The sequence below is a fragment of the Clostridium oryzae genome (genome assembly GCF_002029235.1).
Taxonomy (GTDB): domain Bacteria; phylum Bacillota; class Clostridia; order Clostridiales; family Clostridiaceae; genus Clostridium_AE; species Clostridium_AE oryzae.
Genome location: NZ_MZGV01000022.1, coordinates 54,729 through 75,803, shown reverse-complemented (window position 1 = coordinate 75,803; position 21,075 = coordinate 54,729). Strand labels below are relative to the sequence as shown.

The following is a 21,075-nucleotide window of genomic DNA, read 5'->3' as shown; positions in this document are numbered from 1 at the left end:
AAATATTAATTGTATAGATGAAAATAGGATGAGGGAGAATTCCTCAAAGATGTCTCCTACCTCTATACTACAAAAAAGATAAGTTTATAACCAGTTTTACTTGGCTATAAACATATTATACGAGGTGTTAACTGATGAAAAAGCGAATAACAGTGGAAATACTAAGCTCTTATAAGTTTTTAAAAGTTCCTAAAGAGCTTATATTTAACCTGGAAAAGTATTCTAAGCTTAGTACCACAGCCATACTGGCTTACAGTCTTCTCTTTGACAGACTTGAATTATCGGCTAAAAACGGATGGATAAACGATGATGGAGAAATATATATAAAATTTAAACGGGATATCATATCAAGGCTTGTGAGAGTAAAATCTAAGACAACAATCAGCAATGTTTTTAAAGAACTAAAGGCAGTGGAGCTTATCGAGGAAAGACAGGTAGGGTTAAATATGGCAAATGAAATTTATCTGCTTCAGACAGAGTTTTCAGAAAATCAGATAAGTGATGAAGAGATACTAAATATTGATACAAATATTTCCAAAGCTTCGGAAACCGCAGAAATACATGGAAGTCCATTTTTTGGACGTCCAGAAAATGGACTTCAAGAGGTCCAAAAAATGGACCCTAATAAGACTAATATTATTAAGACTAATATTATTAATAAAAAAGAACCCCCAAATGGTGGGATACTACATGAGGCTGTTATTAAAAATTACTCTGATTGCATTTCTGAAAAGATGAGTGCTCTGGAAAGAACAGTGCTTATAGAGCTTCAGAAAGCAGCAGGGTATGAGTTATTAATTAAAGCTATACTAATTGCTGCAATGCATAATAACAGGAATCTAGCATATATACGGACTACACTTAAAGACTGGATAGGTAAAGGACTTAGGACATCAGAGGAGGTTGACGGGTATCTTGCTGAATGGTCAGTGCTGAACAAGAAGGCTAAGACAAATAGAGAACTGAAAGTAAAGAAAGGAGCTAATAGTAAAGTACTCAACTTTCGCAGGACAAAAAGACTAACTTTTCCTTGATATAACAAGGTAAAGCCGCAATAAAACTATCTATTATTGAGTCAATAATGTCCTTTGAAAGAAGAAGTCTTTCAGTTAATACATTTTTTAAAATATCTATAATAAGACTTATTACTTCACAAAATTGGATATCTTGAAGTTCATCACAGCATTGATAAAAAAATCCACCGATAGTTCTAACATCATTATTCTTACGACTTTCTAAAGTAAGCATAATGTACCTAGTAAAGACTATAGAAGTATGAGAAACCATGGAATCATAAGAACGCCCTTGAAACTCTTTAGCGAGTTTTAGAAAAGACTTGTTCATTTTAAAGAAAACCTCTATATCCCAACGCTTTCCGTAAATTCTTATTATCTCATTGTCATCTAAGGATATATTGGTAGAAATTAAAGCAAGCCATTTTCTACTTCTGTTTCTGTCTCTTACAAATACAATTTTTGCTTTTACTTCATTACCATTTTTGTCAGAACCAATACCTACAACAACAGAAGAAAGAATTTTAGCTTTACCGCGCTTTTTCTTTAAAGCAGCGTAAAGATTTTTAAGGTTTAACAGCTTCCCATTGTAATTGTAGTAAACCCTTGGCATTGCTTTCACCATGGCAATAGTATTAAGTTTGAGTTCTAAAATTTCTATAAGAATTTTTGGATACGTAAACCAACTGTCAAAAAGAACGTAAGATGCTGGAATAGCATATTTTGAAGCTTGTTTAAGTAAACTAATCATAACTTCAGGCGCTTTTAAAACAGCCTCCTTACGGAGTTTGGAACCATTAGTTCTTTTATCAATGTTCTTGTTTTCAGAACAAATTCTGTTCTTCTCCTTTTCAGAAGAAAGTAAAGTGAAAGCAAGAGGTAAAAAGTATTACCATCTGACCAACCAAGAGTAAGAAGGCGGAAGCCTTTAACATATTTGTGTTCAACGTGGTCACGGACTCTTGCAAGAAGTTCAACAGATTTACTTCTACTTCTGCTGAATATGGAATCATCTACTACCAATAGATTCACTCTATCTTTTGAAGTAAGAGGAACTATAACATTTTTGATAATTGATGAAGAAAGTAAAAATAAGAATTTTCTCCAATTGAAATTTGGTGAATTAAGAAATCTATATACTACATCCTTTGAAAATTCAGTATCTTTTTTACTTTCAAGAGTGCGAAAAAAGTTTTTGCCAGTAAAAACTAGCATAAAAATATATTGAAATATTTTAATACAAGAAAAACCTTTTTCTTTTGAGAAATTACATTGTTTAAGTATATATCCAATTTTGTTGTCTTTAAAAAATCTATTTATAGTAAAATTAAATTGTTTATCAGTAGTATCATTTGATATAATAGTATTCATAAGAAACATTCCTTTCCTTGGTGTGATGTTTTTAGCAATTCTATTATACCAAAAGGAATGTTTCTTTGCTTTATGTGTTTATTCTGAAGGCTTCCGCCTTAATTCTTATGTGCGAAAGTTGAGTATATAAGTAATAAACACATAACTAACAAAAATATAGGATGTTTTCAATGCGAATCGGTGTTGAGAGCATCCTTTTTGTGTGAATCCCAAATTCAGTTATAATCTTTTAAGACAGTTATTGCTTTAAAAGATAAAGTATCATCTGGAGCAATTTTTAATTACATCATATAGCTTCCTAACGGTTGATTCTATATCGCAAAGTATTGTACGATTCCATTGTTTTCAGGATATGAGTTTTCCATAATAAAATATTTTTAAAAATACACTAACTTTTTAAGCTTCTGAATTGTTATATTAATTAGAAGGTACTTTCAAGAGATTAATGGAAGGGGGGAGAGGCTTGGAGGTCGATGCTATATTGATACGTAAAATGAAGAATGGTGATTCAGCTGCGGTTGATAAATTTGTAAGAAAATATTATGAAGATATTTATAGTTATTGTTATAGAAAGCTGATAAATAAAGTTATGGCAGAAGATGTGGCACAGGAAACTTTTATCAGGTTTTTTGAAGCTTTTGAACAATATGTACATAAGGGCAAGGTCAAAAATTACTTGTATGTTATTGCAGGAAACTTATGTAAGAACTGCTTTAAGCGAAAGGTTCCAGAGGCACTGGATATGGTGAAACAGGAAATCTGTTTAGAGGAAAGCTTTGAAGAAGTGGACACGCATATCAGTATAGAGCAGGCCTTAGATATGTTAGCAGAGGATCAGAGAGAAGTTATACTGTTACATTATTATCAAAGCCTCAAGCTTAGAGAAGTTGCTGAAATACTTGATATAAGCCTGTCGCTTGTGAAGTATAGGTTAAAGCAGGGAACAGTGAATTTGAAAAAGATGTTACGAAGGGAGGATTTCTGTTTATGAGGAAGAGCCATGAAAAAAATTTTTCTATAGATAAACTGGAGGTGCCAAGATACTCTCAGAAGAAATTAGAAGAGACTGTTTTAAAATCAAAATCAATATTTGAGGAAAATGCTCAGAAGAAAAAGGCAAGTGAGTGGGAGTTTTTGATATCTCAATTTTTTATAATTAAAAAGAGTTTTTGGATTCTTCAAGCACTAGTAATAGTTATCTTCATATCTTGGGTCAATATCTTTAATTCTAGCGAAATAAGTGGAGACGTCAGTGTATATTTTGCTGTATTTGTGCCGCTTTTTGTAATTTCAGCTATACCAGAAGTTTGGAAAAATATACAGTTTAGAGCTTTAGAAATTGAGAATACAACCTATTTTACGTTAAAAAAAGTTTATGTAGCTAGAATTCTTATAATAGGGATGTATGATTTGCTGCTGGCATCTATTTTACTATGTACTATTGCCTATATCACTAGTACGCCTTTATATATGTTGATTATATATTTCCTTGTTCCTTTCAATACTACTTGCTGTATATGTTTTATAGCATTAGGGAGTAAGAGACGTTTGAATTCTTCAAGTTTCGCAGTTAGTCTTTGTACAATATGGACGGGTATATGTTACGGTTTGGCAAAGAATATTAAAATATATGAAATGGTGCAGGAGAAGCTTTGGTATGTGTTGATAATGTTGTCTTTTGTTTATTTATTTAGAGTTATGACAAAAGCAATAAGTGATACAAAAATGTATTTTGAAGTTAGTGATTTTGAGAATTAGATAAGGTGGGTGAAGAAGATGAAGCTTGAGATAAAAGATTTAAGCAAGCAATTTAATGACATAAAAGCAGTTGATTCGATAAATTTTAGTATGGAAAAGGGAGTATATGGACTACTTGGAGCTAATGGAGCAGGAAAAACTACGCTGATGAGGATGATGTGTACGCTATTAACGCCATCATCAGGTACAATTAGTTTTGATGGTGAAAGTATTTTAAAGTTAGGAGAAAGCTATAGAGAAATACTTGGGTACCTTCCACAGGATTTTGGATATTATCCGGAATTTAGCGCTGAGGATTACCTTTTGTATATTGCTTCGTTAAAGGGGATAAAGCGAGTCTATGCTAAAAAGAGAGCGGAGGAATTATTAAAAAAGGTATCCCTTTGGGACGTTCGAAAGAAAAAGATAAAGAAATTTTCAGGTGGAATGAAGAGAAGACTTGGAATTGCACAGGCAGTTTTAAACAATCCTCAAATATTAATTTTGGATGAGCCTACTGCAGGACTTGATCCAAAGGAAAGAATTAGGTTTAGAAATCTGATAAGCAGTTTAGCAGAGGATAGAATCATATTATTATCAACACATATTGTCTCAGATTTGCAGTCTATAGCTAATAGGATATTTATTATGAAGACTGGAAACATTTCTGCTGAGGGTACTGCAGAGGAGCTTATAAATAAGGTTGATGGGTATGTTTGGAGATGCGAGATAGATTCACAGGAAGCAGAAAAGCTTCAGGAAAAATATATAATTAGCAATTTGAAATCGGAAGGAAATCAGGTAGAGCTTAGAATAATCTCAGAAGAGAAACCTACAGAAAATGCAGTATATGAGAAGCCTACATTGGAGGACCTATTTATGTACTATTTTGGGGAGGCTGAAAAAGATGATGTATCTATATGAGCTTAAAAAGATATTAAGGAGGAAAAGCACGATAATAGCTGTAGGGGTGTTACTTATAGGGATTACTTTAACCTTGGTTTCTAACATAAATAATGGCTATGATAATTCATGGGTAGATGCTTCTGGAAAAAGTATATATGGCATTAAGGCAATAGAAAAAAAGAAGGAGATAATGAGCAGGTGGAGTGGATTGCTTACACAGGAAGCTATAGCAAAGGTAATAGAGAAAAACCGCCAAATAGTAAATAATCCAAAATATAAAACAAAGGATGGGCTGTCAAATCAAGGATATGCTAAAACTCAAGGGTTTGATGATATAAGAACTTTAATAAATTACTCTTTCGGAGGTTTTCAGAGTTATGATGATCGTACCGTTGACTCTCTCAAACCTAAAGCTGCGGAGAGATTCTATACGAACAGAATAGATACACTAAAAAAGTGGCTTGGACGTTCAGATATAAAGGATATGTATAGTAAGAAAGAAAAGAAATTTTTTATAAACTTAGCGGAAACGTTAAAAACTCCACTTCGATATTCTTATGCTACAGGATGGAAGATTTTATTGGATTCTTGTAGTTCAGTTTTATATGCTTTAGCTATTTTCATATGTGTTTTGTTAGCACCTGTGTTCGCGCAGGAATATCAATGTGGAGCAGATTCAATTTTTTTGTCTACAAAGAATGGAAAGCGAAAAGCTATATTGATGAAATTATTAAGTGCATTTACTGTTACAAGTATTATTTATTGGATTTTTTTCTTGGGCTTTAGTGGAGTAATATTTTTTGTTTTTGGTGTGGATGGTGCATCGGCTCCAATTCAGACAAATGATTATTGGAAGAGTTTTTATCATATAACTAACATAGAGGCGTTTTGGAGAATGGCAGTGCTAGGCTACATAGGTTGTCTAGCATTAGGAAGTTTTACACTGCTGTTGTCTGCACGACTTAAAACATCTTTTTCTTCAATCATTGTTTCATTTCTAATTATTATGGGACCAGCTCTTTTGGGGCAAGCTTCAAACAGTAATTTAGTGCAGAAAATAATGATGGTATTTCCATACCAAACATTAGGTGGAAATATGATACTGATGAAGTATCAGCTATATGAAATCTTTGGAAAAATATTTACACCATTTCAGTTCTTGCCAGTTGAATTTATAGTGATAGCGATTGTTTTAGTTCCGTTTACTTATTATGGCTTTAAAAAGCATGAGGTTTTGTAATATAAACAATAAATATAAGAACGGAGCTCTGGAGAAACTAAAGTCGTAGAATTTAATCATAAACCGGAATAAATCAAAATGTATGGATATTGACGAACTTTACGAGATTGAATATTATAGAAATATTACTAAAATGGCACATTATGTAATTGAGCTTAGTTAGGGGAGGGAAAAAAGATTAAAAGAAATATAAAAAATATTATCATAGAATCTATTTTCATTTTATTGGTTTCTATAGGCTACTTGTATTATGTTTTTAGAGCAAGCATTAATGAGTTATCACCAATGTGCAGATCAGTTTTGATATATAGTTATGTAATATATTTGAGCGTTTTATCGATTTTATTTATTAGTATATTTGTAAAGAAAGATACTAATAAAATTGTGCCAATAATGAAAAATGCTTTAATACCTTATCTGGTAGGAGAATTAATGGTTGATATAGCAGGTGCCTCCCCACTTATCAGAATACTAGGTGAAATCAAATATGGTTTTTTATATCTGAATTATTCTTATCTAGTGTTGTTAATAGTAGTTTGTTTTATATTTAAGATTAGGCTAAATAAGTTTTCTTGGAAAATAACATATAAGCAATTTATATATGTTTTAATACTATGTGGACTATGGGTAATACCGCAGATTGTACTATTTGGTGGAAACCATCTTGCTTATAATATATATAGATATGACAGTATTCATTCATATTTAATAGATATAATACTTCAAATTCCACATCCTGCAATATATGAGGAGCTTGTATATAGAGGATTGCTGATTTCAACTTTAAAGGCATACATAAAAAATGAAAGTATAATTAATATAATACAAGCATTTATTTTTGGAGTTGTACATTATACTAATTATACGAGTCAGTTATCAATCTGGATGGCATGTCTTGCTACGGGAGGTCAAATTTTAACTGGTTTTATTTTGGGGAAATTATATTTCAAAACAAAATCATTGACACCATGTATTATATTACATTTGCTACGTGATACTATTTGATGAAGGGACAAGCAATTGAGTATAAATTCATTTGAAATTACTAAATTATGAATATTAATAAATTTAAGACAAGATATCAGTAGAGAATAAAATCCTATAAAACCTTGTCTTTACAGCATTATAAGTTAGACAAGAGATAATATTTCAATCAGAATATTGTATTTTAAATCCTGGAAACTGAGCGTTTGCAGGATTTTTTTAGTCTCTAGGAATTTTACATAAAATTTGTGTTACAAGTGCTTAATGAACGGATCAATCTCCGTAGTGCCACAACATTTTATTTTTTAGTTAAAGTTCTGAAAGTTTATGAAGGAAGTTTAATAAGATATGCCGGTTAAGTCAATGTAAAGTAATGACTGTATTTGGTATAATAATATATAGGTTATTTGAGGTATTTATTAATACAGGAAACGAAGTATAGCAATAAGAGGTAATAGAAATGGAAGAAATATTGATAATAGAAGATGATTTGGATTTACAGGAAGGTCTGAAATATACGCTTGAAATGGATGGGTATAAGGTAGAGGCTGCGGGAACCGAAAAAGAGGGCCTTGAGGCCGTTAAAATGCATTCATTTGACATTCTTATATTAGATTGCAATCTTCCAGACGGAAGTGGCTTTGAATTGTGTACTTTGATTCGGCAGTTTAGTGATGTACCTATAATTATGTTGACCGCTCGGGATACGGAGATGGATGAGGTGAATGCACTACAACTAGGGGTGGATGACTATATGTCTAAACCTTTTTCTATTGCTGTTTTAAAAGTAAGAATAAAAAAGCTCTTAGCGAGACAAAAAGAGCCTGAACGTATAGAATCTAATGGAATATGTATTGATAAAAGGATTTGTAAGGTATATAAAAAAGGAGAAGAGTTGGATTGTACGAAATTGGAATATCGTATGCTTATCTACTTTCTTGAAAACAAAAATCAAGTGTTATCGAAGGAACAGATATTAGATCATATCTGGGATCAGGAGGGAAAATATGTGGATGAGAATACAGTTTCTGTGAATGTCCGTAGACTGCGTACCAAAATTGAAGATGACCCTGCAGTACCTGCATTTATTAAAACGGTGCATGGGATAGGATATATATGGAAAGAGAAAATGTTATGATTGTGATAATATTCGTAGCTTTTTTAGTGATTGCAATTGTTTGTTGTATTTATCTATATTGGAATGATAAGAAAATGTATCAGGAAGTATATCAGATGCTGGATGATATCCTGGATGGTAAGCCTATTGTTCAATCGGATATAAAAGAGGGTAGGATATCAGCATTAGCTAATAAGGGAAAACGTGTCCAAGAAAAAATGAATTTAGAGATTGCAAATGCTATGGAGGAAAAGGAACAGGTTAAGGGTTTGATCTCTAATATGTCTCATCAGCTTAAAACGCCTCTTGCTAATGTGATGATGTATGAAGAAATATTAGCAAAAGAAGATTTCCAATCAGAGAATTACTATAAATTCCTTAATAAGATGCAGGTTCAATCAGAGAAGATTGAGTGGATATTGCAGTCGTTATTTAAAATGGTGAAACTAGAGCAGAATGTAATATCTTTTGAGGCAGACAACTTACCGATTAAGGATACGGTTTTAGATGCTGTGAATATAGTGTATGGGAAGGCAGACAAGAAAAATATAGAAATTGAAGTGGAAGCATATTCTGATTGTGTCTTGTATCATAACCGTAAGTGGACTACAGAAGTGTTTGCTAATTTGCTGGAAAATGCAATCAAATATACAAAAACTGGCGGTAAGATACGAATTAAAGTAAATCCTTATGAAATGTATACTAGTATCTCGTTTATTGATAATGGCATTGGAATAAAAACCGAAGAATTAACTGAGGTATGTAAGCGCTTTTATAGAAGCTCGGATGTTGCAAATGTAGAAGGTTCTGGCATTGGATTGTACTTGTCCAAAATGATATTGGAAAAGGAAAAGGGATATCTAAATATTACATCTGAGCATGGAGTAGGCAGTAATTTTTCTGTGTTCTTACAAAATTGTAAGAAATAAATTCTGATTTGTAGGAGTTTTGCAAGAATTGCCTGATATGCTGATACCAAGAAACTAATAAGGAGAGAACGTATGAAGGTATTAGAAGTAAAACAGGTAAACAAGATATATGGAATGAAAGAAAATTCAGTACATGCACTGAAGAATATTAATTTCTCGGTAGAACAGGGAGAATTTATTGCAATCGTAGGAACTTCTGGTTCTGGTAAAAGTACATTATTGAATCTGATTGGTGGACTGGATACTCCAACTGCTGGTGAGATTATTGTACGAGACCATGATATTGCAAACCTTAAACGAAAGGAATTGGCAGTATTTCGAAGGCGAAATATCGGCTTCGTTTTCCAAAACTATAGTTTGATGCCAGTATTAAATGCATATGATAATGTGGCATTACCAGCAACCTTTGATAAGGGTAAGAAAGTGGATCATAAGTATATTGAAAATTTATTAAAGGACTTAGGAGTATGGGAAAAACGAACAAAATATCCATCTGAATTATCTGGCGGACAGCAGCAAAGAGTAGCAATAGCTAGGGCATTAGCTAACAAACCAGCCATTGTTTTAGCAGATGAACCCACTGGTAATCTGGATTCAGCCACTACGATAGAAGTAATGGCATTGCTCAAAAATAGTGCTATTAAATATCATCAGACGGTACTAATGGTTACGCATAATGAGGCAATTGCCCAGACTTGTGATCGAATTCTTCGAATTGAAGATGGTATATTAATGGAAAAATATTTGAAAAAAGCAGAGGATGGTGAGCTTCATGCATAAAATATGGAAGCTTGCATTTTTCTACATTACATATTATAAAAAACAGACAATTGCATTATTTTTTGGAATAGTTATGTCCATTGCTTTGATAGTGGGAATTGGTTGTATGATGCAAAGTGGCACAAGAGCAAATCTACAACGAACCAAGCAGATATATGGGGACTGGCATTTCAGAATTCGTGATTCGGAAAGTCGTTTTTCTGATTTTATAAAGCATATGAACGGAAAAGGCTATAAAGTGGATAAATATGGTGTATTGGTTGTAAAAAAAACGGTGGATACTCCTAAATTATTAACTTTTTGCTATGGTGATGATAACTATATGAAAATGATGAATCGAAAGCTGATAAAAGGCCATTATCCAGAGAAGAACGGAGAAGTCGCATTAGATGCACATACTATTACGAATCTTGACCTTGGTGATACGATAGGTGAAAAAGTTGTTATAGACGGTGATTCTTATACTCTATGCGGAATTGTGAATAATGAGTGGAATCCGAATGTCGCAGACTATAAAATATTTGTAAGTAAGGATATGGATTTTGAAAAAGATACACATCATTTACGATTATTATATTTGAAGTTTGATGAAAGGACAGGTGTCTTTGATCAGTTTTTAGCATTTTCGAGGAGATTTAATTTTGATTATAAAAAAGGTACCGCAAGAAATGATGAAGTGACAAGTTTTGTAGGGGGGCATTCAAGGGTATCTGTAATTGATATTATTAAAGCAGGACTTCTATTGCGTGAAGGAAGGTTTACTTACATATGGGCACAACTAAATGAATTTTATCATTTATCACAAAATAGTATTCTAATAGCACTTGGTATTTTTGGAGCATTTATTGTCTATAGCATCTTTCAGGTATCCATTATGAAACGATTATCGCAGTATAGTGTAATGCAGGTATTAGGTTTGGAGAATAAACATATTTTTCAAGTATTACTATCAGAGCTGAGCATGATATTTATCGCTGGTTATATTGTAGGAAGTATACTTGGTTTGGGGATTGCTAGGATAATATATTCTAGTATTGGAAAAATATTTGTAGATCAGACAATTGGAGTGGAGCATTCTTCCGCACTGATAGCACAACATGTTGATAGTACAGATTCTGTTGTAGCGCAGGTTAAGGTACAGGCAGGACAATTTTTTGTTTCAAAAGAAGTAATGATTGGCTCTGCAATATTTATGGCAGTGATGATTGTAATTATAAGTTTTTGCCTGGTTCATAAAATGAACCATTTAACTTTGCAACAAATGATTCACCAGAATGGGAATATAAAAAGCAGAAGACGTAAGATATATAGCATTCATAATACGAACATGACCAGTGTACTGACAAATAAATTTATGCTTGGCAGGCTGCGAAATTTTGTAACATTAGTGATTGCATTATCAATAGGAGGATGTATTTTCATTGGGACAACATACGTAACGGATAATACGAAACGTCATAACGAGCTTACTTTTAAAGCAGATGATGGACTTAATTCGGATATTCAGGTTTACGAAAATTCTGATGAGCTAGGGGATGGTATCAACCAGAAGAGTGCAGAAGCAATTCAGAATATTTCAGGTGTTTCTAATGCAAATCCGGTTACCTATACCTTAGGGGAGATTCCTCTTGCAAAAGGAATTTTAAAATGGAAATCATATTTCCCAGAAACTGCTCATCTAAAGAATTTTAAACAGGAGCCAGAGATTACAGAAAAATATAACGGTCAGATAACTGAAGAGAAAGATGGCAGCAATCGCTTAAAAGTAAATGTTTATGGATACGATAACAATATGCTTCAGACACTAAAAGATTATACTTTGGATGGAACCATCAATTCTGCGGCATTAGCAAAAAATAATGGAGTGATTTTAAAAACCTTAATGGATGGTCAGGGCAATTATAATGGAATAGATATTAAACCAGGTGATAAGATTACAGTGAAAGTACCGAAGTATGGCAAGCTGCCACAAGAGGTGTTGAAGTTTAAGTCTTCATATGATAATTATATAGAAAAAGATTTTATAGTGGCCGCCATTGTCAGTCGGCCTTTAGCAAAGAATAATTATTTTATAGGTGATGATGGTACTAATAATGTGGATATTATTATGACAAATAAACAGATGCAGGAGAATTTTGGGATTAAGGATTACAACAATATTAGTATTCAGCTGAGTAAGAATGCCAATGTGCAACAAATTTCAGGAGAACTGGGACATATTGCAGAAGATATAAAAAACTGTACGGTAAAAGATTATACAAAGTTAATCAATCAGGAAAACGAGTTCCTTCAGCAGAAAATATTTTTCTTTTATGGTATTGCAGCAGTAATTATGATGATTAGTATTTTACATATTATGAACAGTATTCAGTATATAATTGCGTCGAGAAGACGAGAATTTGGAATTATTCGTGCCATGGGAATAACCGATTCTGGATTTATGAAGATGCTACTAAAAGAAGGTCTTCGTTATGGAGTTTATGCAAGTATTGTAATGGTGGCACTATATTTTATAGAGCAAAAAGTGCTATATAATATAATGGTACATGTATATCGTTATCTTCAAGTGAATAGAGCAATGCCAGTATTGGTTGTGTTAGCGATGTGCATGGCAAATATAGCAATTTGCATTGTGACGGTGCTGCTATCAGGTAAGTCTATTTTAAATGAAAGCATAATTGAAGAAATAGTGTAATATAAAAGTTACCTATGCAATGATATTATTATGAATTTTGTCACAGAAGATGAGATTTGTCATAATTCCATCATATTTTTAAGGTATAATACTATTATTTATAATTTAAAATATATGTAATGAGGATGAGAAGACGAAAAGATGGATAATGGAAAGAATGTAATATTATTAGCTGAAGATGAGAGCAAATTGAGAACGACAGTAATTGAATATCTGAAGTTAAGCGGGTATGAAGTGCTTTCTGCTCAAAATGGTAGACAGGCATTAGAAGCCTTCTATGATAATAATACTATCGTAGATTTGGTTATACTTGATGTAATGATGCCAGAATTGAATGGTTATGAAGTGCTAGATGAGCTCAGAATTAATTCAGAGGTGCCAGTTATTATGTTGACTGCCAAAAGTGGAGAAGAGGATCAGTTGTGTGCCTTTGATAAAGGATCGGATGATTATATTACAAAACCCTTCAAGCTCAGTCTTCTGAAGGCGCATATAAATGCAATATTAAAAAGGACGAGCAGTAGCGTTGTATCTGTAAAATTTGGAGGTGCTTTAAAAATTGTCGCAGAATCTCAGCAGGTTATGTTAGATAATCAAATTATTCAGACAACGCCTAAGGAATATGAACTGCTGTCTTACTTTGTTGATAATGCAAATATGGTTTTAACCAGGGAGCAGATATTGGATGCTGTGTGGGGATATGATTATGATGGAGAAGTAAGGACGGTAGACACTATTGTGAAACAGTTGAGGGCAAAACTCACAGATAGATACCCATATATCAAATCAATTTATGGTGTAGGATATCGGTTTGAGGTGTAGATGATGAGATGGAATTCTATAAGAACAAAATTCATTGTAATTGAGAGCGTATTTTTTATTGCTGTCGTTGGTGGTGCTGCTTTGCTTTTTATTCTATTTGGAAAAGATTATTATATCAATTGCGATCGTAGAAAGATGAATAAGGCCTTTAGTGAACTGTACAAAATAAATCTTAAAAAATTAGAGAAAAATAATACACGAATGATTAGTAAATATGAGGATGATGGGTTCCGATTTGTTGTAGCCACAAACGACTATTATGGTGTTATAGATGTTATTTATTCAACAATCCAGGGTCATTCAAATGAGAAAATTAGGAATGGAAACTATAGAGTAATGGAACATAATTTGCATATGGGAAAATTTTCTCGTGAGCCAGAAGCAAATTATAATAATAACCATAATATTGATTTGTATGGCATTATAAAACAGGGTGGACGAGATTATTATATATATATATATGAATATACTAGTCAGCTAAAGAATGAACTGGAGTATTCAGAGAAGTTTTTAATATTGATATTAATTGTTCTGATTCTGGTTGGTGGAGTTTTGATATTTTTTCTGACAGATAAAATTACAAAACCAATCAAAAAAATTGATATTGTAGCAAACAAAATTTCTCAAATGGATTTTTCTGAGCAAATTCAAGAAGATAAATATTTTGGTGAAATCGGAAGTCTTTCAAAAAGCATTAATAGAATGTCAGAACAGATGCAGAGGTATATAAATGATCTGGAAAATTATAATTATATTCTTTTAGAGGAAAATTGCAATATGACTGAAATGACGGAAATGCGAAGAAACTTTGTGAGTAATATGTCTCATGAATTAAAGACACCTTTAGCAATTATTTCAAGTCAAGTTGAAATCATAATGGAAATGGATGACAAGGTTGATAAAGAATACTATTTTAACTCCATATTGGAAGAAACTGATAAAATGAGTAGAATGGTTAGTGAGATGCTTGAGGTTTCGTTTGTTGAAAATAGTTTGAACCATATGGAAATGGAAGAAATCAATATAACGGAAATCACAAAGAAACTGTTATTGAAGTATGAAGCAGTATTTCTGCAGAAACAAATTCACTGTGGTACTGATATTGAGAAAGATTGCTTTGTAATGGGCAATGGTAGATACCTTGAAAAAGCAATAAACAATTATCTACTAAACGCTTATGAGCATACAAAGAATGGCAGTGAGATAAAAGTAAAATTATATACTAAAGATAGTGAAATTATTCTTTCTGTGTATAATGAAGGAAGTAAAATTGAGGATAAGGATATGGATAAAATATGGTTAAATTATTATCAGCAAAGTAAATGTAAAAAATTTAATGCAAACCAGAAGAATGTCGGTCTCGGACTTTATATCGTAAAAAGTATTATTGATCAGCACCATGGAATATGTAATGTAGAAAATAAGGAAAAGGGTGTTGAATTCAATATAAGATTAAAAAAATTGAATTTGTAAATTACTGATAATATGAAACTATTTTATAGAATAAATATTATCTTCAAGCAGCTGGCAGGCTGCTTTTTTTGTTTTTTGAAGGATTACAATCTAAAGTACTTTACATATTTCTATCAAATTTCTTTGTTACGCTATACATTATAATATATCGACTCAGAGTAAATTACGTTGGTGTTAATCAATATTGTAACCTCTGAATGGTTACAAAGTAATGCATAAGAAAGGAATGTATGAATGATTAGTGATTCCTTAATAGATCATACAAGAAGTAATAGCAGGAAAAAATATGGTTGGTTATTATCTTTACTAAAGATTGGATTTATAGGATTTGGAGGAGGAAATGCTCTGATTCCCGTAATTGAACAGGAGGTAGTAGGTGATAGCAAATTAGTAAGTAAAGAAGAATATGATGAGGATGTTATAGTTTCTAGTATAACTCCTGGTGCATTAACAGTTAAAATTTCAGCAGCAATTGGAAGAAGAGTCATGGGGGCTAAAGGAATGCTTCTTGCAGCGTTACTCATGGCAATGCCCGGATTTGTCACAACTGTTTTGATGACATCACTATTATTCAAACTAGATGAGTCTATTATAAGACAAATTGAGTTTACATCTATAGGTATTATAGCATTTATATTATCTGGGTTAATTCAATATATAAAAGGAGCTGTTGTAGAACGGAAGGAATCCTACAAAAGTGGAAGTGCAATCATGATTATTATACTAGTATTTTTCTTGTCATGTGAAAAGAACGTTTATAGTATTCTTGGAATCAGTCAAACACCTATTTTTTCGGTCTCTACAATAAATATTCTAATAATATCATTTTTCGTGATTTTTTATACAAGCTGCAAGTTTAATATGATGAACGTCACGGCATCAATACTTGTTAGTATTACATACTTATTATGCGTAGGTGCTGCTAATATTATTGATAGTATTTACATATATAGATTTGTTCAAATAATAATGATTGTACTTTCGTGTGTCGGCATTATAAAAAGCATTGATAGAACAAGAAAATCTAAAAAGATACCTATAAAACCATTGCTTTGTGAAACAGGAACGTTGATGTCATTTCAAACAATAATTCTGCTTCTTGCAATAATGGTTTTCTCAGGTGCATTTGAATATATTGGGAGAGGATTTTTATCTGTCTTAATGTCCTTTGGCGGAGGAGATGCGTATCTTGCTATTGCAGATGGAATGTTTGTTTCAAATGGTATGATTCCACGTAAAGAATTTTATGGACATTTAGTTCTTATTGCAAATGCTCTGCCAGGTTCGATTTTGTGCAAGATTCTATCAGGGGTTGGATACTATATAGGCTATGGATTATCAGGAGATATTATTGTAGGATATGCAGTAGCATTTGCTGGTTTTACCTGTAGTGTAACGGCATCTTGCGGGATATTTTCATTAGGGAATTTTATATTTCGGAAATTTGAGAGTATAGAAGCACTTAAAATTCTAAAAGGATGGATAAGGACTATAATATCAGGTTTATTGGTGAATGTTATACTAGCATTTGTTTATCAGTGTATGAAGGTTGGTTTTTCATACAACGGTGATCAAAAGTGGATACTGTTGGAGTTGGTTGGCTTATATGTTGTCAATGAATATCTTTCTAAGGTAAAGAAAGTTAGTATGGGAATAAGATTATTAATAGTGGGAGCAGCTGCTGCTATATTTGGAAATATAATAATGTGATGTTTTGAAGCGATACTTGTGTGGTAATTTCATTGATTTAAGCTTGCAATAAATTGAGTGTCAAAATCCGTATTTTTCACAATATTTCACACATTTCTATCAAATTATTATGTTAATTATATTAATTATGAAAAATATATGTTACTTGGGATAAAAAAATGAAAACAGGAGTGAAAGCAATGAGTGAAATGACACATTTAGATGAACTTGAAGCAGAAGCGATATATATTATGCGAGAGGTAGCCGCCGAGTGTGAAAAACCAGTAATGCTGTATTCGATTGGTAAAGATTCATCAGTAATGCTTCATCTTGCACTAAAGGCTTTTTATCCGGAAAAACCACCTTTCCCATTTTTACATGTGAATACTACATGGAAATTTAGGCAGATGATTGAATTCAGAGATAAAGTAGCTGAAAAATATGAAATTGAGATGATAGAATATATCAATCAAGAGGGAGTAGCGCAGGGCATTAATCCATTTGATCATGGTGCTGCTTATACTGATATCATGAAAACTCAGGCGTTAAAGCAGGCATTGAATAAGTATGGATTTACTGCTGCATTTGGAGGCGGTAGACGTGATGAAGAAAAATCACGTGCAAAAGAACGTATTTTTTCATTTAGAGATGAAAACCATGCATGGGATCCAAAGAATCAGAGACCAGAGATGTGGAAATTATACAATACAGAAATTAATCAAAAAGAGAGTATTCGAGTTTTTCCTATTTCCAATTGGACGGAAAAGGATATTTGGCAGTATATAAAAAGAGAAAATATTGAAATCGTTCCATTGTATTTTGCCGCAAAAAGGCCTGTTGTATATCGTGATGGAAATATAATTATGGTTGATGATGACAGAATGAAGCTGCGTGAGGGTGAAGAGATACAGATGAAGAAAGTTCGTTTCAGAACACTTGGCTGCTATCCATTAACAGGAGGAATAGAAAGCAATGCGTCCACTCTTGATGAGATTATTGAAGAGACACTTAGTGCAGTCACGTCAGAAAGAACTAGCCGAGTAATTGATAAAGATGGCGGATCGGCAAGCATGGAAAAAAGAAAGAGGGAGGGGTACTTTTAAATGAAGGGACTTCTGAAATTTATTACTTGTGGAAGTGTTGATGATGGTAAATCAACGCTTATCGGTCACATGCTTTATGATGCAAAACTTTTATTCACAGATCAGAAAAGAGCCTTGGAATTAGATAGTAAAGTTGGTTCTAGGGGAGGGGCTATTGATTATTCATTACTTCTAGACGGACTTATGGCAGAAAGAGAACAGGGAATTACTATCGATGTTGCCTACAGATATTTTACAACAGATCATAGATCCTTTATTGTAGCAGATACTCCAGGCCATGAAGAATATACTAGGAATATGGCAGTAGGTGCATCTTTTGCTGAGTTAGCAGTTATTCTTATTGATGCTACTAAAGGTGTTCTGATTCAGACAAGACGACATGCTAGAATATGTTCACTCATGGGAATTAAGCATTTTGTTTTTGCAGTCAATAAAATGGACCTTATTGACTATGACAGCAGTAGGTTTGAAAAAATTAAAAGAGAAATAAAAATGCTTTTAGCAGAATTTGATTATGAATCAGTGAAAATAATTCCTGTTTCAGCAACTGAAGGAGATAATATAACTAAGCCTTCAATGCATATGGGCTGGTATAAAGAAGAAACATTACTATCATATTTAGAGAATGTTGACATAGACTCTGTAGATGGTGAAAAAGGTTTTACAATGCCTGTTCAGAGGGTCTGCCGTCCTAATCATACATTTAGAGGTTTTCAGGGCCAAATTGAATCTGGGAAGATTAAAATTGGAGATGAAGTTATTGCACTTCCATCAAATGAAAGAGCAAATGTACAAGAAATTATCAACTGTGGTGCTAATGTCCAAGCTGCTGACAAGGGAAGAGCAGTTACTATTCAATTAGACAGAGAAGTAGACGTTTCTAGAGGCTGTGTGCTTGCAAGCGGTTGTAAGCCACTAGTTGGAAATCTATTTACTGTGAAACTGCTATGGATGGATGATACAAACCTTGCTACAGGAAAAAATTATTTATTAAAGATAGGCACAAAAAAAGTTCCGGCAGTAGTAATGAATATCAAATATAAGATTGATGTTAATACAGGAAATGAAGTTTCGGTTGATTCAATCTATAAGAATGAAATAGCTGTTTGTGATATCTCTGTTTCAGAAAAAATTGTATTTGATGAGTTTAGTAATAATCTTGCATTAGGTTCATTTATTTTAGTTGACCGTTTATCTCACATGACCTCTGCCTGTGGGGTGGTATTGCATAGATTAAGCAGATCAGATAATCTTACATGGTATACGATGGATGTTACTAGGAAGCAGAGATCGAACCAAAAGGGGCAGAAGGCAAAAACGATTTGGCTTACAGGACTTTCAGGTGCAGGTAAATCTACAATAGCAAATGAAATTGAAAAACGACTTTTTGCTGTTGGTAAGCATACTATGACACTTGACGGTGATAATGTTCGGTTGGGACTTAATAAAAATCTTGGCTTTAAAGAAGCCGATAGAATTGAAAATATTCGCAGAATTGCAGAAGTTGCAAAGCTTATGAATGATGCGGGCTTGATTGTTATAGCATCGTTTGTTTCACCATATGAGAGAGACAGGGTAAATGCAAAGGAAATAATCGGTAGTGATGACTTTATTGAAGTATATGTTAGTACTTCTGTTGAAGAATGTGAAAGAAGAGATGTGAAGGGATTATATAAAAAGGCAAGAAATGGTGAAATACCTAATTTTACTGGTATTTCAAGTGCTTATGAAGTTCCGGTAAATCCCAATATTACAATAGATACAAGTGAATTATCAATTGAAGAAGCTAGTGATTTTGTAATGAATGAACTAAGGAGATATTTATAATTTAAGGAGAAACATTTTATGTCTACAGTATATTTACATATAGGTACCCCTAAAACAGGTACTAGTGCAATACAATATTTCATGGCTGGAAATAGAAAATTGCTTGAGAGTAAAGGATATTGTTACCCTGATTTAGGAATGAGCTTTCCTGGAATTGGATACAATAGAAACGCACATTTTCTTGTTCAGAAAATTTATGATGAGAAAAAGAATAGACTTGTTGGCAAAGAAGAAGAATTAGTGGCTAAGGGCTTGGATAAAATATCTGAAATTGCAAAACGGTTTTCCAATATTATTATTTCGGATGAGGGGATTTGGAATGGTGGAGGAGCAAAGGAAGAGTTTTGGAAAAATCTAGAAAGACAGCTGGAAGATAGAAAGATAGATTTAAAAATCATTGTTTATCTTAGAAGACAGGACTTGTTTATTCAGTCCTACTGGGCTCAATTGGTGAAGGAAACTTGGACACTTTCGTTTGATGAATATATTTCAAATGGAAGATATAAGAATTGTGCATTGGATTACTCCGCATATCTTAATAGAATTGCTAATGTGATAGGAAAAGATAATATTATTGTCAGAGTATATGAGAAGCAGCAGTATAGGGGGACAAATAACTCAATTATTTCAGATTTCTTGGAAGCCATTAACCTGCAGCTTACAGATGAATATCAAAATATGGATAAGGTATATAATGTAAGTCTTTCAGGGAGTCCTTTGGAAGTAAAGCGCATACTTAATCATATGCCGGAGTATAAGAATAAGTTCAATTTTATAGTTCCATTGTTAGCGGAAGTTCAGACGGAAATGCTTCAGAACGTAGGTTTTAAAGAATGTAAATATTTTAGTTATGATGAACAGCTAAAATTCTTAGAGCAATATGCTGAGGGAAATAGTTCAGTTGCTCGTGATTATCTTAAAAGAGAAAATGGAATTCTGTTTATGAATACTATAGAAGCAAATGATAGTAAAAAAATTAGTCTATACAGTACTGAGGAATTGGTATTTGTTTGTGGTAAGATAATAGCTTTGCAGCAGCATAAACTTGATGAAATGATTGAAAAATCGAAAAAAAACCAAGGTTATCTAATAGAAGCAGAAAAAAAACTAAGAGAAACACAGAAAAAATTAAAAAATGCAGAAGAAAGAATCCTTTTGAAAATCGGAAAAAATATAAAAAGATATTTGATGAGGAAGCATTAATAAAAAGTTCCCTAAACCTTGTGTTTGAGGGACTTTTTTTCTTTAGTTATGATAGAAGTAATAAGTTGATAAATATCATAAATATATTGTATAATGGGATGTAATATAGTGGAAGAAAAACGAGATGATTAAAAACTTAAAAACATTATTTCTTTCAGTATTTGAGTAATGGTATTATCTAGTCAG

At 32.6% G+C, this 21,075-nt stretch carries 18 protein-coding genes; 16 read left to right on the top strand and 2 right to left on the bottom strand.

Translation table 11 applies throughout. From position 1 onward, the window contains the following. Nucleotides 1–134 precede the first annotated feature (134 nt). Nucleotides 135–1,034 (top strand): replication initiator protein A, encoded by a 900-nt coding sequence (locus tag CLORY_RS11575; RefSeq protein ID WP_079424514.1) that lies wholly within the window; start codon nt 135–137, stop codon nt 1,032–1,034. Here the strand turns inward: CLORY_RS11575 and CLORY_RS24335 are convergent. Further along, nucleotides 997–1,848, bottom strand: a complete 852-nt coding sequence (locus CLORY_RS24335; protein ID WP_479723562.1) for an IS4 family transposase — start codon at nt 1,846–1,848, stop codon at nt 997–999. The two genes, CLORY_RS11575 and CLORY_RS24335, sit on opposite strands and share 38 nt — an antisense overlap. Further along, nucleotides 1,779–2,384 (bottom strand): transposase, encoded by a 606-nt coding sequence (locus tag CLORY_RS24330; RefSeq protein WP_242954401.1) that lies wholly within the window; start codon nt 2,382–2,384, stop codon nt 1,779–1,781. The genes CLORY_RS24335 and CLORY_RS24330 overlap by 70 nt, the downstream gene beginning before the upstream one ends. A gap of 463 nt (nt 2,385–2,847) precedes the next feature. On the opposite strand from CLORY_RS24330, the gene CLORY_RS11565 reads away from it, so the two are divergent. The 15 genes from CLORY_RS11565 (at nt 2,848) to CLORY_RS11495 (ending at nt 20,889) form a co-directional block, all read left to right on the top strand. Continuing rightward, nucleotides 2,848–3,375 (top strand): RNA polymerase sigma factor, encoded by a 528-nt coding sequence (locus tag CLORY_RS11565; protein WP_079424512.1) that lies wholly within the window; start codon nt 2,848–2,850, stop codon nt 3,373–3,375. Continuing rightward, nucleotides 3,372–4,142 (top strand): hypothetical protein, encoded by a 771-nt coding sequence (locus CLORY_RS11560; protein ID WP_079424509.1) that lies wholly within the window; start codon nt 3,372–3,374, stop codon nt 4,140–4,142. The genes CLORY_RS11565 and CLORY_RS11560 overlap by 4 nt, the downstream gene beginning before the upstream one ends. 18 nt (nt 4,143–4,160) lie before the next feature. After that, nucleotides 4,161–5,045, top strand: coding sequence for an ABC transporter ATP-binding protein (locus CLORY_RS11555; RefSeq protein ID WP_079424506.1), 885 nt, complete (start codon nt 4,161–4,163; stop codon nt 5,043–5,045). Further along, nucleotides 5,029–6,267 carry a hypothetical protein gene (locus CLORY_RS11550; protein ID WP_079424504.1) on the top strand — a complete coding sequence of 413 codons (1,239 nt, stop codon included), beginning with the start codon at nt 5,029–5,031 and terminating at the stop codon, nt 6,265–6,267. Before CLORY_RS11555 ends, CLORY_RS11550 begins: the two co-directional genes overlap by 17 nt. A gap of 285 nt (nt 6,268–6,552) precedes the next feature. Next, nucleotides 6,553–7,272 carry a CPBP family intramembrane glutamic endopeptidase gene (locus CLORY_RS11545; protein WP_079424502.1) on the top strand — a complete coding sequence of 240 codons (720 nt, stop codon included), beginning with the start codon at nt 6,553–6,555 and terminating at the stop codon, nt 7,270–7,272. Between the two features lie 439 nt (nt 7,273–7,711). Beyond that, nucleotides 7,712–8,389 (top strand): response regulator transcription factor, encoded by a 678-nt coding sequence (locus tag CLORY_RS11540; protein ID WP_079424500.1) that lies wholly within the window; start codon nt 7,712–7,714, stop codon nt 8,387–8,389. Next, nucleotides 8,368–9,297, top strand: a complete 930-nt coding sequence (locus tag CLORY_RS11535; protein WP_242954400.1) for a sensor histidine kinase — start codon at nt 8,368–8,370, stop codon at nt 9,295–9,297. The genes CLORY_RS11540 and CLORY_RS11535 overlap by 22 nt, the downstream gene beginning before the upstream one ends. Before the next feature lie 72 nt (nt 9,298–9,369). Beyond that, nucleotides 9,370–10,077: an ABC transporter ATP-binding protein gene (locus CLORY_RS11530; protein WP_079424497.1), complete on the top strand. Its 708-nt coding sequence runs from the start codon at nt 9,370–9,372 to the stop codon at nt 10,075–10,077. Further along, nucleotides 10,070–12,772, top strand: a complete 2,703-nt coding sequence (locus CLORY_RS11525; protein WP_169911602.1) for an FtsX-like permease family protein — start codon at nt 10,070–10,072, stop codon at nt 12,770–12,772. Before CLORY_RS11530 ends, CLORY_RS11525 begins: the two co-directional genes overlap by 8 nt. Nucleotides 12,773–12,913: 141 nt before the next feature. After that, nucleotides 12,914–13,594 carry a response regulator transcription factor gene (locus tag CLORY_RS11520; protein ID WP_079424492.1) on the top strand — a complete coding sequence of 227 codons (681 nt, stop codon included), beginning with the start codon at nt 12,914–12,916 and terminating at the stop codon, nt 13,592–13,594. Beyond that, a complete protein-coding gene (locus tag CLORY_RS11515) occupies nt 13,595–15,067 on the top strand; it encodes a sensor histidine kinase (RefSeq protein WP_079424490.1) in 1,473 nt (490 codons plus the stop codon). Nucleotides 15,068–15,301: 234 nt separating this feature from the next. Beyond that, nucleotides 15,302–16,777 carry a chromate transporter gene (locus tag CLORY_RS11510; protein WP_079424487.1) on the top strand — a complete coding sequence of 492 codons (1,476 nt, stop codon included), beginning with the start codon at nt 15,302–15,304 and terminating at the stop codon, nt 16,775–16,777. 179 nt (nt 16,778–16,956) lie between these two features. Continuing rightward, complete coding sequence (gene cysD / locus CLORY_RS11505) at nt 16,957–17,859, top strand: sulfate adenylyltransferase subunit CysD (protein WP_079424484.1); 903 nt, start codon at nt 16,957–16,959, stop codon at nt 17,857–17,859. Beyond that, the gene (gene cysC / locus CLORY_RS11500) at nt 17,860–19,686 is read left to right on the top strand and encodes an adenylyl-sulfate kinase (RefSeq protein WP_079424481.1); all 1,827 of its coding nucleotides are present in this window, start codon (nt 17,860–17,862) and stop codon (nt 19,684–19,686) included. 18 nt (nt 19,687–19,704) lie between these two features. After that, complete coding sequence (locus tag CLORY_RS11495; RefSeq protein WP_079424479.1) at nt 19,705–20,889, top strand: hypothetical protein; 1,185 nt, start codon at nt 19,705–19,707, stop codon at nt 20,887–20,889. Nucleotides 20,890–21,075: the final 186 nt, after the last annotated feature.

What these genes read in the sequence shown, in the direction of transcription:
- cysC (WP_079424481.1), top strand. Translation starts at nt 17,860, where the DNA reads ATGAAGGGACTTCTGAAATTTATTACTTGTGGAAGTGTTGATGATGGT.
- CLORY_RS11495 (WP_079424479.1), top strand. Translation starts at nt 19,705, where the DNA reads ATGTCTACAGTATATTTACATATAGGTACCCCTAAAACAGGTACTAGT.
- CLORY_RS11535 (WP_242954400.1), top strand. Translation starts at nt 8,368, where the DNA reads ATGGAAAGAGAAAATGTTATGATTGTGATAATATTCGTAGCTTTTTTA.
- CLORY_RS11550 (WP_079424504.1), top strand. Translation starts at nt 5,029, where the DNA reads ATGATGTATCTATATGAGCTTAAAAAGATATTAAGGAGGAAAAGCACG.
- cysD (WP_079424484.1), top strand. Translation starts at nt 16,957, where the DNA reads ATGAGTGAAATGACACATTTAGATGAACTTGAAGCAGAAGCGATATAT.
- CLORY_RS11540 (WP_079424500.1), top strand. Translation starts at nt 7,712, where the DNA reads ATGGAAGAAATATTGATAATAGAAGATGATTTGGATTTACAGGAAGGT.
- CLORY_RS11510 (WP_079424487.1), top strand. Translation starts at nt 15,302, where the DNA reads ATGATTAGTGATTCCTTAATAGATCATACAAGAAGTAATAGCAGGAAA.
- CLORY_RS11515 (WP_079424490.1), top strand. Translation starts at nt 13,595, where the DNA reads ATGATGAGATGGAATTCTATAAGAACAAAATTCATTGTAATTGAGAGC.
- CLORY_RS11575 (WP_079424514.1), top strand. Translation starts at nt 135, where the DNA reads ATGAAAAAGCGAATAACAGTGGAAATACTAAGCTCTTATAAGTTTTTA.
- CLORY_RS11555 (WP_079424506.1), top strand. Translation starts at nt 4,161, where the DNA reads ATGAAGCTTGAGATAAAAGATTTAAGCAAGCAATTTAATGACATAAAA.
- CLORY_RS11520 (WP_079424492.1), top strand. Translation starts at nt 12,914, where the DNA reads ATGGATAATGGAAAGAATGTAATATTATTAGCTGAAGATGAGAGCAAA.
- CLORY_RS24330 (WP_242954401.1), bottom strand. Translation starts at nt 2,384, where the DNA reads ATGAATACTATTATATCAAATGATACTACTGATAAACAATTTAATTTT.
- CLORY_RS11560 (WP_079424509.1), top strand. Translation starts at nt 3,372, where the DNA reads ATGAGGAAGAGCCATGAAAAAAATTTTTCTATAGATAAACTGGAGGTG.
- CLORY_RS11525 (WP_169911602.1), top strand. Translation starts at nt 10,070, where the DNA reads ATGCATAAAATATGGAAGCTTGCATTTTTCTACATTACATATTATAAA.
- CLORY_RS11545 (WP_079424502.1), top strand. Translation starts at nt 6,553, where the DNA reads ATGTGCAGATCAGTTTTGATATATAGTTATGTAATATATTTGAGCGTT.
- CLORY_RS11530 (WP_079424497.1), top strand. Translation starts at nt 9,370, where the DNA reads ATGAAGGTATTAGAAGTAAAACAGGTAAACAAGATATATGGAATGAAA.